This window comes from Micromonospora sp. NPDC049662 (assembly GCF_040675055.1).
GTDB lineage: Bacteria > Actinomycetota > Actinomycetes > Mycobacteriales > Micromonosporaceae > Micromonospora.
In genome coordinates this window covers 140,973-154,988 of sequence record NZ_JBFAOC010000008.1, presented here as the reverse complement: position 1 = coordinate 154,988, position 14,016 = coordinate 140,973, and the positions used below count along the sequence as shown (strand labels likewise).

Sequence of the window (14,016 nt, the reverse complement as noted above, 5' to 3'; positions counted from 1 at the left end):
GCGGCTTCTGACGATGCCCAAACGACCGTTAAGCTGACCGGGTGGGAACCGACGAGCTGTACCCGCCGGACCGGCTGGTCGCCGCGCAGCGCGCCACCGCCGCTGCCGGCCTGGACGCGCTGCTGCTCACGCCCGGCTCCGACCTGCGCTACCTGACCGGCTACGACGCCCACGCGGGGGAGCGGCTGACCTGCCTGGTGCTGCCCGCCGAGGGTGAGCCCACGCTCGTGGTGCCCCGGCTGGAACGTCCCGCCGCCGAGGCTTCGACCACCACCGGTCTGCGCATCGTCGACCACGCCGACGGCGCGGATCCGTACCCCCTGGTCGTGGCCGCCCTCGACGGCCCGGCGGCGGCGGTCGGGCTCGCCGACCGGATGTGGGCCGAGCAGGTCCTCGCCCTGCGCGCGGCGCTGCCCGGCGCCGCGCAGCGGCTCGCCGGCGACGTGCTGCGCGAGCTGCGGATCCGCAAGTCCCCGGCGGAGATCGCGGCCCTCGCCGAGGCCGGCGCGGCGATCGACGAGGTGCACCTGCGCATGGGCGAGTGGCTGCGACCCGGGCGCACCGAGGTCGAGGTGGCCGCCGACATCGCCGCCGCGATCCGCGCCGCCGGGCACGTCAGCGTCGACTTCGTCATCGTGGCCGCCGGCCCCAACTCCGCGAGCCCGCACCACGGCACCTCGGACCGGCCGATCGGCGTCGGCGACCCGGTGGTGGTCGACATCGGCGGCACCATGCCGTCGGGCTACCGCTCGGACTGCACCCGCACCTACCTGGCGGGCGGGACCGCGCCGGCCGAGTTCGAGGCGTATTACGCGGTGCTGCACGCGGCCCAGCGCGCGGCGGTGGCGGCGGTCCGGCCCGGCCGCACCGCGGCGGCGGCCGACGCGGCGGCCCGGACGCCCATCACGGCCGCCGGATACGGCGACGCGTTCCTGCACCGCACCGGGCACGGCATCGGCCTGGACGGTCACGAGGATCCCTACCTGGTGGCCGGGAACGACCGGCCCCTGGAGGCCGGTATGGCGTTCTCCATCGAACCCGGCATCTACCTGGCGGGCCGGCACGGCGCCCGCATCGAGGACATCGTCGTCTGCACGACGGACGGCGTGCAACGGCTCAACACCACCCCCACGGAGCTCATCGCGCTATGACTGTCGACCGGATCCTCCCCACCGACGAGGCCCACGACCTGCTGGACCTCGCTACCGAGCTGGCCGACCGTGAGCTGGCGCCCAAGGCCGCCGGCTTCGAGGAACGCGCCGAGTTTCCCCGCGACGTGCTGCGCACGATCGGCCGCGCCGGCCTGCTCGGTCTGCCGTACGCCGAGGAGCACGGCGGCGCGGCGCAGCCGTACGAGGTGTACCTGCAGGTGCTGGAGATCCTGGCCAGCCGCTGGCTCGCGGTCGCCGAGGCGGTCAGCGTGCACACCCTGAGCTGCTACCCGGTGGCCGCGTTCGGCACCGACGAGCAGCGCAAGCTGCTGCCGGACATGCTCGGCGGCGAGCTGCTCGGCGCGTACTGCCTCTCCGAGCCGCAGGGTGGCTCGGACGCGGCGGCACTGAGCACCCGGGCGGTCCGCGACGGCGACGCGTACGTCGTCTCCGGCACCAAGGCGTGGATCACGCACGCCCACAGCGCCGACTTCTACAACGTGTTCTGCCGCACCGGCGGTCCCGGCCCGAAGGGCATCTCCTGCCTGGTGGCCGACGCGGGCACCGCCGGCATCGCGCCGCAGACCGCGGAGCGGACCATGGGGCTGCGCTCCTCGCCGGTGGCGCAGATCGTCTTCGACGGGGCACGGGTGCCGGCCGACCGGCTGGTCGGTGGTGAGGGGGCCGGGTTCACCATCGCGATGTCCGCGCTGGACTCCGGCCGGCTCGGCATCGCGGCCTGCGCGGTGGGGCTCGCTCAGGGGGCGCTGGACTACGCCGTCGGCTACGCCCGGGAGCGGCAGCAGTTCGGCCGGTCCATCATCGACTTCCAGGGTCTGGGTTTCCTGCTCGCCGACGCGGCCACCCAGATCTCCGCCGCCCGCGCGTTGACCCTGGCGGCGGCCCGGCTGCGCGACGCCGGGCGGCCGTACTCGATCGAGGCGGCGAAGGCGAAGCTGTTCGCCACCGACATGGCCATGCGGGTGACCACCGACGCCGTGCAGGTGCTCGGCGGGGCCGGCTACGTGGCCGATCACCCGGTGGAGCGGTACCTGCGCGAGGCGAAGGTGTTGCAGATCGTGGAGGGCACCAACCAGATCCAGCGGTTGGTGATCTCGCGGGCGCTCGCGAAGAGCTGACCAGGCGCGGGGCGGCGCGGCGGGGTTCCTCGTCGCCGTCGCGCCGATTTCCCGGTAGGTTGCTCGCCGTGGAGGAGATCGACCGCGCCATCGTCGCCGCCCTGACCGCTGACGGCCGCCTGTCGTACACCGACCTGGCCGAGCGGGTGGGACTGTCGGTGTCCGCCGTGCACCAGCGGGTACGGCGGCTGGAGCAACGCGGCGTCGTCAAGGGGTACGCGGCCCGGGTCTCCTTCGAGGCGCTGGACCTGCCGTTGACCGCGTTCGTGGCGATCCGGCCGTTCGATCCGTCGCAGCCGGACGACGCGCCGGAGCGGCTCGCCCACCTACCCGAGATCGACTCGTGCTACTCGGTGGCGGGGGAGGACTTCTACCTGCTGTTGGTGCGGGTGGCCAGCCCGACGGACCTGGAGCGGGTGTTGCAGGAGATCCGCACCTCGGCGAACGTGACGACCCGGACGACGGTGGTGCTGTCCACGCCGTACGAGAATCGTCCGCCGAAGATCAGTGCCGGGGCGCCTGGTCGGTCGCGGTCCCGGGCGCCGGAGGAGCCGGCTGGTTCCACCGCAGGATGACCTGCCGGCCGTGCTCGTGACCGAGCGCGCTCACCGTCGCGGTGTCCAGCCGCAGTCGTCCGCCGGCGGACGGCGGTAGCCCGATCCAGCGGGCGCCGAGCACCCGCAGGCTGTGCGCGTGGCCGACCAGGGCCACGGTGCCGCGGTCGAGCAACGGGGTGACGCGGGTCAGCACGCGGTCGAGACGCTCGCCCACCTGGGCGGGTGACTCGCCGCCGGGGCAGCCGTCGGTCCAGATGTTCCAGTGCGGGTCGTCGTCGTGGATGTCGACGGTGGTGCGGCCCTCGTACTCGCCGTAGTTCCACTCGCTGAGGTCCTCGTCGACGGCGTCGACGGTGAGCCCGGCGAGCTGCGCGGTGCGCAGCGCCCGGGAGCGGGGACTGGACAGGACGGTGGCGAAGCGCCGGCCGGCGAGGAACGCCGCGAGGGTCCGGGCCTGTCGCTCGCCGTCGGGGGTCAGCTCCAGGTCGGTGTACGAGGTGTGCCGGAGGCTGGCGCTCCAGGTGGTCTCGCCGTGCCGGATCAGCAGGAGCTCTCCCATGCGGCCAGTTAACCACCGTGGCGGCGTGGTCCGGGCCGCCCTCCCTCAACCTATCTTCCTAGGACGCCCTAGCGGGTGTGCCGACCGGCACCACCGGTTTCAGCACCGGAAGACCGGGCAAGCGAGCGGCGACAACCGCCAGACCGAGGAGGCGCGATGAGCTTCACCGAGAAGGCAAAGAACAAGGTCGAGCAGATGGCCGGGGCCGCGAAGGAGCGGGTCGGCGACATGACCAACAACGAGCGGATGCGTGGCGAGGGCGCCAGTGAGCAGAGTGACGCGCGCGCCAAGCAGGCCGGTCAGAACGTGAAGGACGCGGGTCGCAACGTGAAGGACGCCTTCAACAAGTGACCTGAGCGGTCGTGGGGTCCCCGAGCAGATGCCGCTCCGGGACCCCACGCGTGCGAGCCGTTAGGGTCGGCGGCGTGACCGTGCTTCGTTCGCTGGTGTTGTTCGCGTTGGCCGCCCTGGCTGAGATCGGCGGCGCCTGGCTGGTCTGGCAGGGTTGGCGTGAGCAGCGCGGTCTGTGGTGGATCGCCGCCGGTGTGGTCGCCCTCGGCTGCTACGGCTTCGTGGCCACGTTCCAGCCGGATCCGAACTTCGGCCGCATCCTGGCCGCGTACGGCGGCGTGTTCGTGGCCGGCTCGCTGGGCTGGGCGATGGTGGTCGACGGATTCCGCCCAGACCGCTGGGACCTGCTGGGCGCAGCGCTCTGCCTGCTAGGCGTAGCCATCATCATGTACACCCCCCGCACCACAACCCCATAACCCCTCGCCACCCACCCCCTCCACGCCGCCACCCCGCCACCCCCTCCACGCCGTCGATCATGGACTTGTGGTGCCTGATTCATGGTCTCGCGAGTGTTTCGTCCCCACCACAAGTCCATGATCGACGGCCCGCTAGGAGGCCCGGGGCTCCCGCGTGCGGCGATCTTGCACTTTCTGTGGTGTCGTAAGGGGTCATATCGCTTATTCCGGCGACCGAAAGCGCAAGATCGGCGTGAGGTGGGCGGGGCGGTGAGACGTACCCGATTCTGCGATGATGCGGCGCGTGATGGGACCACGGCTCCGCTCGTTCTGGTGTGGGGTGCTGGTTGTGGTGGGTTCGCTTGGCGTGGGCGGGTGCGCGGCTTCTCGGGTGCCGCCGCCGGAGCGGCCGACGTTCGTCGGATCCTCCGCCGCGCCCTCGGCCAGCAGCGCCGCATCGACAGCTACTCCGACGCCGGGGGTTGCGAGCGTCCCCGGGGCGTCGAGGGTGGGGACCAGGGCGCCGGTGGTCGACCACGGGCCACGGGCCGGCACCCGGGTCGCGCTGACGTTCGACGCGGACATGACCGACGGGATGCTGGCCAATCTGCGCAGCGGCAAGGTGCGGTCGTACGCGAACCTGCGGATCCTCGACCTGCTGGAGCGCGAGCAGGTGCCGGCGACGTTCTTCCTGACCGGCAAGTGGGTGCGGCGGTACCCGGAGGTGACCCGGCGGATCGCCGGCAATCCGCGCTTCGAGTTGGCGAACCACACCTACGGGCACGCGGCGTTCACGGCGGACTGTTACGACCTGCCCCGGCTGCCGGTCGACGAGTTGGCCGCCGACGTGGCGAAGACGTTCGAGGTGCTCGCGCCGTACGGGGGGCGGCAGACCCGATACTTCCGCTTTCCGGGGTTGTGCCACGACGCGGCGGCGTTGGACGCCCTCGCGCCGTTGGGTGTGACGGTGGTGGACGGGGACGTGATCAGCGGTGATCCGTTCGCGAAGGCGTGGAAGCCGCTGGTGCGGGCCGTGCTGGACCACGTCCGTCCCGGCTCGGTGGTGATCATGCATGTGACCGAGGCGAACGCGACGATGACCGATGAGGCATTGCCGCACATCCTGGCCGGGTTACGCGAGCGTGGGTTGACGCCGGCGCCGTTGTCCGAGGTGCTGGCCACCGGTTGAGTGGGCGGCCAGCACCTCGGGTACGTCAGTCGTCGCGGTGGTCGCTCCACCACTGCTGGCCGTCGGCGGGCAGGGTGTCGATCGGGTCGTAGTAAGCGTAGCGCTTGTTGAGCGCCTCCAGGTCGGCGGACTCGATGGAGGTGCGGTAGTTCTTGGTCCAGTAGGAGATGCCGCGCTCACGGTCGTAGTCGGTGAGCATGTGGACCCAGCGCTTGCCGACGAAGGGGACGTCGCAGACGATCCGCGGGGTGGCGTAGCCGGGCAGGTAGCCCATGATGTCGTGCTGGAGCTGCTGGGCGTGCCAGACCGGGACCCGCCAGTGCTCGGCGTTGGGGATCATGTCGCACATGTAGAAGTAGTACGGCAGGATGCCCGCTTCGCCCTGCAGGGCGAAGCAGAGGTCGAGCAGGTCGGCGTTCGTGGCGTTGACGCCGCGCATGAGGACGCCCTGGTTGCGGACGTCGCGTACGCCGACGTCGAGCGCGGTCTGGGCGGCCTTGGCGACCAGTGGGGTCAGCGACTGGGCGTGGTTGACGTGGGTGTGGATGGCGAGGTTGACGCCGCGTCGGGCGGCGGTGCGGGCGACGCGTTCGAGGCCTTCGACGACGTCGGGCTGGAGCCAGTGTTGGGGGAGGCCCATGAGGGCCTTGGTGGCGAGCCGGATGTCGCGGACGGTTTCGATGTCGAGCAGCCGCATGAGGTACGACTCGAGGTTGCGCCAGGGGACGTTGGCGACGTCGCCGCCGGAGACGACGACGTCGCGTACGCCGGGGTGGTTCTTGAGGTAGGCGATGTGGGCGTCGTAGCGGTCGACGGGCTTGAGGGTGAGTTTGAGTTTGTCGACGGTGGGGGTGGAGTTGCCGACGAGGTCCATGCGGGTGCAGTGCCCGCAGTACTGCGGGCAGGTGGAGAGCAGTTCGGCGAGGACCTTGGTGGGGTAGCGGTGGGTGAGGCCTTCGGCGACCCACATGTCGTGCTCGTGGAGGCTGTCACGGCTGGCGTAGGGGTGTGAGGGCCAGTCGGTGCGTCGGTCGGAGGCGACCGGGATCATGTAGCGGCGGATCGGGTCGGCGAGCAGCGCTTCGGTGCTCATCGTCTCGAACGGCACCATCGTGTTGATCATCTGCGGGGGCACCAGCATGGACATGGTGGCCAGTGCCTTCTGGTCTGCCTCGAGGTCGGCGTAGAAGGTCTCGTCGATGGTGTCGCCGAGGACGGCGCGCAGCTGCTTGATGTTCTTGACGCAGTTGACCCGCTGCCACTGGGCGCTTTCCCACTGGTCGCGGGTGACGTGTCGCCAGCCGGGGAAGCGGGTCCAGTCGGGTTCGACCAGGGGGCGGCGGTGGTATTCGTACGGCTGCCCGGCGGTCGGTGTGGCGACCGGGGCGTGACGGGGTTGGGGGATGGTCTGGGTCACGGCCCCTCCTCGGTGGTGCGGTGGATCATTGAAGCTCGAAGGCTACTGGAAAATATTCGGCAAAGAAATTAGTCTGCCGTAAGTTTTCCCGTTACGCGAGCCCTGGCCGGGGCTTCGAGCGGCTGCGCAGGGGAGGTTGGCGTGACGTCACCGGTGGGACTGCACCGCGTCGTGCAACCGGCGGGGGTGCTGCCGCAGGCGGCGTGGCGCCTGGACGCGTCGAGGGAGATCGCGCCGAACGAGGTGCGGATCCGGGTGCAGCGTCTGAACCTGGACGCGGCGAGCTTCCGCCAGTTGTCGGAGAAGCACGGCGGGAACGGTGACGCGGTACGCGCCGAGGTCCTGGAGATCATCTCCACGCGGGGCAAGATGCAGAACCCGGTGACCGGCTCGGGTGGGATGTTGATCGGCGTCGTCGAGGAGGCCGGTCGGCGTTCCCCGCTGGGACTCAAGGCCGGCGAGCGGGTCGCCTCGCTGGTGTCGTTGACGCTGACGCCGCTGGTGATCACCGACGGGTTGGCCCGCTGGGACGGTCGCAGCGAGCAGGTGCCGTGTGACGGGTGGGCGATCCTTTTCGCCCGGTCGATCGCGGCGGTGCTGCCCGAGGACGAGGATCCGCAGCTGTCCCTCGCCGTGCTGGACGTGTGCGGGGCGCCGGCGCTGACGGCGCGGGTGGTGTCGCGTCAGGTCGAGGACCGGCGGCGTGCGGGTGATCCGACGCCGGTGAGCGTGGCCGTGATCGGTGGGGCGGGCAAGAGCGGGTCGCTGTCCCTGGCCGCAGCGCGGCGCGCGGGCGCCGCCCGTACCGTCGGGGTGGTTCCGGTGGCGGCGGAGCGCGACGCGCTGACGGCGGCGGGTCTGGCGTCGGTGGTGGCGGTGGCCGACGCGCGGGATCCGGTGGGCCTGTCCACGGCGGTGACCACGGCGTTGGGTACGCCGGCTGACGTGACGGTGGTCTGCGTGGACGTGCCGGGTTGTGAGCACGGGGCGGTCCTGGCGACCGCGGACGGCGGCACGGTGATCTTCTTCTCGATGGCGACGAGCTTCTCGGCGGCGGCGTTGGGCGCGGAGGGGCTGGCGGCGGACGTGACGATGCTGGTGGGCAACGGGTACGTGCCGGGGCACGCGGAGTTGGCGCTGGGGTTGCTGCGTGCCGAGCCGGGGGTGCGCCAGCTTTTCGCGGCGCGGATCGCGGCAGACTGAGGTCATGACGAACCCCTCGACGTTGTACCGCGGCGGCGTGTTGCACTGTCCGGCGGATCCGAGCGCGACCGCGCTGCTGGTGTCCGGTGGGCGGATCACCTGGTTGGGCACGGACGGTGACGCGCCGCCGGCCGAGAAGGTGGTGGACCTGGGTGGGGCGCTGGTGACGCCGGCGTTCGTGGACGCGCACGTGCACGCCACGGACACCGGGTTGGCGTTGTCCGGGCTGGAGTTGTCTGGCGTGCGCTCGGCGGGGCAGTTGCTGGACGCGGTGGCGGGTTTCGCGGCGGGTCTGCCGGCGGACGCGGTGGTGCTGGGGCACGGTTGGGACGAGTCGGGTTGGTCGGACGCGACGCTGCCGGACGCGGCGGCGTTGGACCGGGCCGCCGGCGGCCGGCGGGTGTACCTGTCGCAGGCGTCGATCCATTCGGCGTTGGTGTCGTCGGCGTTGCTGGCGGCGTGCCCGCAGGTGGTGGACGCGGCCGGCTACGACCCGTCGGGTTGGCTGCGTCGCGACGCGCACCACGTGGTGCGGGCGGCGGCGCAGGGTGCGGTGACGCGGGCGCAGCGGGTGGCGGCGCAGCGGGTGGCGCTCGCGCACGCGGCGTCGCTGGGGATCGCCGCGGTGCACGAGTGTGGCGGTCCGGAGATCTCCGACGAGGAGGACTTCACGGGCCTGCTGGGCATCTCCGGCGCGGGGGTGCCGGAGGTGTACGGGTACTGGGGTGAGTTGGGTGGCGCGGCGCGGGCCCGGGAGTTGGGCGCGGTGGGCGCTGGCGGGGACCTGTTCGCCGACGGGGCGTTGGGGTCGCGTACGGCGCACGTGTCGCAGCCGTACGGCGACGGTGACGGCTGCGGGCACGGCTACCTGACGGTCGAGCAGGTGCGTGATCACCTGGTGGACTGCGCGGCGCACGGTCTGCAGGGCGGGTTCCACGCGATTGGTGACGCGGCGATCGGCACGGTGCTGGACGGGTTCGCGGCGGCGGCGGCGACGCTGGGTGTGGAGCGGCTGCGGGCGGCCCGGCACCGCGTGGAGCACGCCGAGATCATGAGCCGGCGGATGATCGCGCGGTTCGTGGAGTACGGGATCGTGGCGAGCGTGCAGCCGGCGTTCGACCGGCTGTGGGGTGGTGCGGGCCGGATGTACGAGGCGCGCCTGGGCCTTGCGCGGTCGTTGGAGTCGAACCCGATGGGTGCCATGCACTCGGTGGGTGTGGCGTTGGCGTTCGGGTCGGATTCGCCGGTGACGCCGTTGGACCCGTGGGGGTCGGTGCGGGCGGCGGCGGCGCATCACAACCCGGCGCAGCGGATGAGTGTGCGGGCGGCGTTCGCGGCGCACACGCGCGGCGGGTGGCGGGCGGTGCACCTGGACGCCGAGGGGGTGCTGGCGCTGGGCGCCCCGGCGACGTTCGCGGTGTGGTCGACGCCGGCCGGCGTCGAGCGGGGCCTGCCGGTGCTGCTGGCCGAGGATCCGGACCTGCGCGGCCCGGACGATCCGACGCCGCTGCCGGTGTGCCGGCGGCTGGTGCTGCGCGGCGAGGTCATCTATGAGGAAGGGTCGTCGTGAGCGAGCAGATGAGCGGTGTGGCGTGACCGGGAAGCTTGATCTTGATCCGGTGTTGGTGGCGCGGGCGCGGGAGTTGGCGCGGCGGGCCGGTCAGCCGGTGGTCGACCTGGCGCGCAGCCACACGACGGTGTCGGTGGAGCGGGCGGTGTTGCGCCTGGCCGGGGTGACGGGCGCCGACCCGGACGGCATTCCGTGGGTGAACCGGCTGGTCGACGCGGTCGTCGCGGACGTCGGCCTGGGGCACGGGGTGGCGGCGCCGGTGTTCGACGCGCTGGTGCGCGAGGGCAGCACCGACGTGACGTTGCTGGCGCAGAAGGCCGCCGCCGGGTCGGTGCGGTTCGGCGTGCCGTCGGGTCGGGCGGCCACGGCGGCCCGGTCGGCGGCCCGCAGGGCCGTGGGCGCGGGGATTCGGCGTATCGACCGGCGGCGGGTCGAGCGGGACCGGCTCGTCAAGCGGCACGGTGACCCGAAGCAGCGGCCGTGGATCTACCTGATCGTGGCGACCGGGGACATCTACGAGGACATCCCGCAGGCGCAGGCGGCGGCGCGGGCGGGCGCGGACGTGATCGCGGTGATCCGCTCGACGGGGCAGTCGTTGCTGGACTATGTGCCCGAGGGCGCCACCCGGGAGGGGTTCGCCGGCACGTACGCCACGCAGGAGAACTTCCGGCTGATGCGGGCGGCCCTGGACGAGTCGTCGAAGGAGTTGGGCCGCTACGTGCGGCTGACGAACTACGCGTCGGGGTTGTGCATGCCGGAGATGGCGACCCTGGCCGGCCTGGAACGCCTGGACATGATGCTCAACGACTCGATGTACGGGATCCTGTTCCGCGACATCAACCCGGTGCGCACGTTCGTCGACCAGCGGTTCTCCCGGCAGGTCCACGCCCGCGCGGGGATCATCATCAACACCGGTGAGGACAACTACCTGACCACCGCCGATGCGGTCGACGAGGCGCACACGGTGACGGTGTCGCAGTTGCTCAACGAGTTCTTCGCGCACGAGGCGGGCCTGGCGGACTGGCAGTTGGGCCTGGGGCACGCCTTCGAGATCAACCCGGAGGTGCCGGAGTCGTTCCGCCTGGAGTTGGCGCACGCCCTGCTGGCGCGGGAGTTGTTCCCGGACGCGCCGCTGAAGTGGATGCCGCCGACGAAGCACATGACCGGTGATGTGTTCCGGGGCAACCTGCTCGACGGGTTCTTCAACCTGGCGGGGACGCTGACCGGTCAGGGCATCCTGTTGGTGGGGATGATGACCGAGGCGGTGGTGACGCCGTGGTTGTCGGACCGGGACATCGCCCTGCAGAACGTGCGGTACGTCCTCGGCGCGGCCGGCGGGCTGCACGAGGACTTCGTGCCGGCGGCGGGCGGGTTCATCCGTCGCCGCGCCAACCAGGTGCTCGGTGAGGCTCTGGACCTGCTGGAGCGCATCGGGGAGCAGACGCTGCTCACCGCGATCGCCGAGGGCACCTTCGGGATCATGAAGCGGCCCGCGGACCGGGGCAAGGGCCTCGACGGGGTCGCCGCGCACGAGGGCGACTACTACAACCCGGCCACGGAGATCCTGGAGGCGGGTCGTGAGTAAGGGGATCGTTCGGCCCTACGGGGACACCACCGGCGACGGGATGGTGCAGGTGTCGTTCACCCTGCCCGTGCCGCACGACAAGCGGGCCGAGGGCGCGGCGGTGCAGTTGGCCAACAAGATGGGCATCGATCCGGCGATGGTGGTGCACGCCAAACCGATGGGGGACGGGTTCACGTTCTTCGTCGTGTACGGGCGGGTGAACCACCTCGTCGACCTGAACGCGGTGCAGGTGGTGGAGCGGGACTTCGCGCTGCTGTCGGCCAAGGACGTCAACACGGTGGTCAAGCAGCGGCTGCGGCGCAAGCTGTCCGTGGTCGGCGCGTGCATCGGCACCGACGCCCACACGGTGGGCATCGACGCGATCCTCAACGTCAAGGGCATCGCGGGGGAGAAGGGCCTGGAGTACTACCGGGAGTTGAAGGTCACCAACCTGGGCGCGCAGGTCAGTGTCCCGGAGCTGGTGGAGGCCGCGCGGGCGGAGAAGGCCGACGCGGTGCTCGTGTCGCAGGTCGTCACGCAACGCGACGCGCACCTGCACAACACGCGGGAGATGTCGGCGGCGTTCCGGGAGGCCATGCCGGCGGGCAAGCGGCCGCTGCTGATCGTCGGCGGTCCCCGCTTCGACGAGACGATGACCGACGAGTTGGGCGTCGACCGGATCTTCGGTCGGGGCACCACGCCGGGCGAGGTGGCCAGCTATTTGGTGCACGCCCTGATCACGCAACGGAAGGCGAACGCATGACCGACGACGCGCGGCTCGGGTTGACGGTGACGCACCGGCGGTATGTGCCGTACGCGCACGCCCACTACGCCGGCAACCTCGTCGACGGGGCGTACGCCCTGGGGCTGTTCGGTGACGTCGCCACCGAGGTGTGCATCCGCACGGACGGCGACGAGGGCCTGTTCGCCGGGTACTCCGACGTGCGGTTCACCGCGCCGATCCGGGCCGGTGACGTGGTCGAGGTGACGGCGCAGGTATCGCGGGTGGGCTCCCGCAGCCGCACCCTGGAGTTGAGCTGCGTGGTGGTGTGCCGGGGCCGCCCGGACCGCTCCGAGTCCGCCGCCGAGGTCCTCGACCCGCCGATCGTGGCGGTGACCGCGACCGGCACCGTGGTCGTACCCGCTTCCTCATGACCCTCGCGGTCTGCGCGGACGTCGGCTCCACGTACACCAAGGCGGCCGTGGTGGACCTGGCGGCCGGTGTCCTGGTCGGCGTGGCGGCCGCGCCGACGACGGTGGGCAGTGACGTGCTGCGCGGCCTGGACGCCGCGGTCACGGCGGCCACCGCCGGGCTCGGGCTGCGCGACGTGCCGTGGTACGTCTGCTCGTCGGCCGGCGGTGGGCTGCGGCTGGCCGTTATCGGCTACGAGGCCCTCGTCACCGCGCAGGCGGGCCGGCGGGTCGGGTTGTCCGCGGGCGCGCACGTGGTGCACACCGGCGCCGGGCGGCTCGACGCGGCGGCCCTGGCCGCGTTGCGGGCGGCCCGGCCGGACGTGGTGCTGCTGGTGGGTGGCACCGACGGCGGCGACGCCGACACGATCCGCCACAACGCGACCCGGCTGGGCCGCGCCCGCTGGCGCACGCCCGTCGTCCTGGCCGGCAACGCTGATGTCCGCGCCGAGCTGACCGCGCTGCTGCGGGACGCCGGGGTGCCGGTGAGCAGCGCGGACAACGTGCTGCCGCGCATCGGGGTCCTCACGCCGGCCTCGGCGCGGGCCGCGATCCGGGCGGTGTTCCTGCGGCACGTCATCGGTGGTAAACGACTGTCCCGGGGTACCCGTTTCGCGCGGCTGGTGCGGGCGGCCACGCCGGACGCGGTTCTGACCGGGGTGGAGGTGCTGGCCGACACCATCGGCGGCGACCTGGCCGTCGTCGACGTGGGTGGGGCCACCACCGACGTGTACTCGGTGCTCACCCCCGACGAGCGGGCCAGCGGGCCGGGCCGGGAGGTCGCCGGCAGCCTGTGGCGTGCCCGCACCGTCGAGGGCGATCTCGGCATGCGGTGGAGCGCGCCGGGCGTGGTGCGCGCCGCCGTCGAGGAGCGGCTGCTCACCGACGCCGGCGACCTCACTGCCGCCGCCGAGCGGCGGGCGGCCGACCCGGCGTTCCTGGCCGCCGATGATGCCGAGCGGGCCGTGGACGCGCGGATCGCCACCCTGGCGGCGACGGTGGCGCTGCGCCGGCACGCCCGTGGTGTCGCCACCGGCGAGCGGGCCGGGCGGGATCTGCGGGACGTGCGGCTGCTGGTGGGCTCCGGTGGGGTGCTGCGGCACGCGCCGGCCGACGCGTCGGGGCGGGTGCTGGCGGCGGTCCTGGCCGACCACGCGGGTGGGTGGGCGGTGCCGCGCGCCGCCCGCGCCGTGGTGGACGTGGACTACGTGCTGGCCGCCGGTGGGCTGCTCGCCGAGGAGCACCGGACGGCGGCGCAGGCGCTGTTGCGCCACCATCTGTGCCCGCAGTGAGACACACCGATCCGACACGCCGTGGCGCAACACACGACAGGCCGGGGTGGGTTGACAGGAGGCGGGGTGTAGCACGTACCGTCTTTGAGTCCTACCACGGGAAGCGGCTGTTGTTCGCTTCGTCCCTTCGTCCGCTGGCCGAGCGACATGTTTCAGTGTTCTCGTCGCGGCGGCCAGGTCCAGCGGGCGGGGGTCGGCGGGGCGGCGCGAACCGGCCGCGGTTACCGGTGTACGGGCAGGGTGAGGTGCACGGCCAGTAGACAACGGCCCGGCGGGGGCAGCCAGTCAACCGCCTGGTCGGTCCGAAGGTCGGCGTGCCCCATTCTCGCCCCACCGGCCGGGAAGGGCCTGGGAGCATCGGGGCGCGGCGCAAGCCGCGCCCCGATTTCATGTGCGCGCGACGTCGCCCCCAACCTCCGCGCCGATCTTGCGGTTTCT

The 14,016-nt window shown here is 72.2% G+C and carries 14 protein-coding genes; 12 read left to right on the top strand and 2 right to left on the bottom strand.

What is annotated here, in order from left to right; translation table 11 throughout:
• Nucleotides 1-41: 41 nt before the first annotated feature.
• From AB0J36_RS09300 to AB0J36_RS09290, 3 genes are all read left to right on the top strand, one after another.
• A complete protein-coding gene (locus AB0J36_RS09300) occupies nucleotides 42-1,151 on the top strand; it encodes a Xaa-Pro peptidase family protein (RefSeq protein ID WP_357394289.1) in 1,110 nt (369 codons plus the stop codon).
• Nucleotides 1,148-2,290, top strand: coding sequence for an acyl-CoA dehydrogenase family protein (locus tag AB0J36_RS09295; protein WP_357394291.1), 1,143 nt, complete (start codon nucleotides 1,148-1,150; stop codon nucleotides 2,288-2,290). Before AB0J36_RS09300 ends, AB0J36_RS09295 begins: the two co-directional genes overlap by 4 nt.
• A 68-nt stretch (nucleotides 2,291-2,358) precedes the next feature.
• A complete protein-coding gene (locus AB0J36_RS09290) occupies nucleotides 2,359-2,865 on the top strand; it encodes an Lrp/AsnC family transcriptional regulator (RefSeq protein ID WP_355051132.1) in 507 nt (168 codons plus the stop codon).
• Here the strand turns inward: AB0J36_RS09290 and AB0J36_RS09285 are convergent.
• Entirely contained in the window at nucleotides 2,795-3,406 is a 612-nt protein-coding gene (locus AB0J36_RS09285; protein ID WP_357118510.1) for a histidine phosphatase family protein, read from the bottom strand. The two genes, AB0J36_RS09290 and AB0J36_RS09285, sit on opposite strands and share 71 nt — an antisense overlap.
• 156 nt (nucleotides 3,407-3,562) lie before the next feature.
• On the opposite strand from AB0J36_RS09285, the gene AB0J36_RS09280 reads away from it, so the two are divergent.
• The 3 genes from AB0J36_RS09280 (at nucleotide 3,563) to AB0J36_RS09270 (ending at nucleotide 5,341) form a co-directional block, all read left to right on the top strand.
• Complete coding sequence (locus AB0J36_RS09280; RefSeq protein ID WP_357118513.1) at nucleotides 3,563-3,757, top strand: CsbD family protein; 195 nt, start codon at nucleotides 3,563-3,565, stop codon at nucleotides 3,755-3,757.
• Nucleotides 3,758-3,831: 74 nt separating this feature from the next.
• On the top strand, nucleotides 3,832-4,173 hold the full coding sequence (locus AB0J36_RS09275; protein ID WP_357118516.1) for a YnfA family protein: 342 nt from the start codon (nucleotides 3,832-3,834) through the stop codon (nucleotides 4,171-4,173).
• Nucleotides 4,174-4,660: 487 nt separating this feature from the next.
• Nucleotides 4,661-5,341: a polysaccharide deacetylase family protein gene (locus tag AB0J36_RS09270; RefSeq protein WP_357394294.1), complete on the top strand. Its 681-nt coding sequence runs from the start codon at nucleotides 4,661-4,663 to the stop codon at nucleotides 5,339-5,341.
• Between the two features lie 25 nt (nucleotides 5,342-5,366).
• Here AB0J36_RS09270 and AB0J36_RS09265 read toward each other — a convergent pair whose 3' ends face one another.
• The gene (locus tag AB0J36_RS09265) at nucleotides 5,367-6,758 is read right to left on the bottom strand and encodes a lysine 2,3-aminomutase (RefSeq protein ID WP_357170036.1); all 1,392 of its coding nucleotides are present in this window, start codon (nucleotides 6,756-6,758) and stop codon (nucleotides 5,367-5,369) included.
• 153 nt (nucleotides 6,759-6,911) lie between these two features.
• Here AB0J36_RS09265 and AB0J36_RS09260 point away from each other — a divergent pair, with 153 nt between their 5' ends.
• Genes AB0J36_RS09260 through AB0J36_RS09235 form a run of 6 tightly spaced genes read left to right on the top strand, consistent with a single transcriptional unit; the run spans nucleotide 6,912 to nucleotide 13,578 of the window.
• On the top strand, nucleotides 6,912-7,961 hold the full coding sequence (locus AB0J36_RS09260; RefSeq protein WP_357119429.1) for a zinc-binding alcohol dehydrogenase: 1,050 nt from the start codon (nucleotides 6,912-6,914) through the stop codon (nucleotides 7,959-7,961).
• Between the two features lie 4 nt (nucleotides 7,962-7,965).
• Nucleotides 7,966-9,531, top strand: coding sequence for an amidohydrolase (locus AB0J36_RS09255; RefSeq protein ID WP_357394296.1), 1,566 nt, complete (start codon nucleotides 7,966-7,968; stop codon nucleotides 9,529-9,531).
• Nucleotides 9,532-9,553: 22 nt separating this feature from the next.
• Complete coding sequence (locus AB0J36_RS09250; protein ID WP_357118528.1) at nucleotides 9,554-11,116, top strand: lysine 5,6-aminomutase subunit alpha; 1,563 nt, start codon at nucleotides 9,554-9,556, stop codon at nucleotides 11,114-11,116.
• Nucleotides 11,109-11,858 (top strand): OAM dimerization domain-containing protein, encoded by a 750-nt coding sequence (locus AB0J36_RS09245; RefSeq protein ID WP_357118532.1) that lies wholly within the window; start codon nucleotides 11,109-11,111, stop codon nucleotides 11,856-11,858. The genes AB0J36_RS09250 and AB0J36_RS09245 overlap by 8 nt, the downstream gene beginning before the upstream one ends.
• Entirely contained in the window at nucleotides 11,855-12,250 is a 396-nt protein-coding gene (locus AB0J36_RS09240) for a hotdog domain-containing protein (protein WP_357118535.1), read from the top strand. Before AB0J36_RS09245 ends, AB0J36_RS09240 begins: the two co-directional genes overlap by 4 nt.
• Nucleotides 12,247-13,578: a glutamate mutase L gene (locus tag AB0J36_RS09235; RefSeq protein ID WP_363660375.1), complete on the top strand. Its 1,332-nt coding sequence runs from the start codon at nucleotides 12,247-12,249 to the stop codon at nucleotides 13,576-13,578. Before AB0J36_RS09240 ends, AB0J36_RS09235 begins: the two co-directional genes overlap by 4 nt.
• Nucleotides 13,579-14,016: the final 438 nt, after the last annotated feature.

Excerpts from the sequence above, each read along its gene's own strand:
- AB0J36_RS09295 (WP_357394291.1), top strand. The coding sequence starts at position 1,148 with ATGACTGTCGACCGGATCCTCCCCACCGACGAGGCCCACGACCTGCTG.
- AB0J36_RS09280 (WP_357118513.1), top strand. The coding sequence starts at position 3,563 with ATGAGCTTCACCGAGAAGGCAAAGAACAAGGTCGAGCAGATGGCCGGG.
- AB0J36_RS09240 (WP_357118535.1), top strand. The coding sequence starts at position 11,855 with ATGACCGACGACGCGCGGCTCGGGTTGACGGTGACGCACCGGCGGTAT.
- AB0J36_RS09235 (WP_363660375.1), top strand. The coding sequence starts at position 12,247 with ATGACCCTCGCGGTCTGCGCGGACGTCGGCTCCACGTACACCAAGGCG.
- AB0J36_RS09285 (WP_357118510.1), bottom strand. The coding sequence starts at position 3,406 with ATGGGAGAGCTCCTGCTGATCCGGCACGGCGAGACCACCTGGAGCGCC.
- AB0J36_RS09255 (WP_357394296.1), top strand. The coding sequence starts at position 7,966 with ATGACGAACCCCTCGACGTTGTACCGCGGCGGCGTGTTGCACTGTCCG.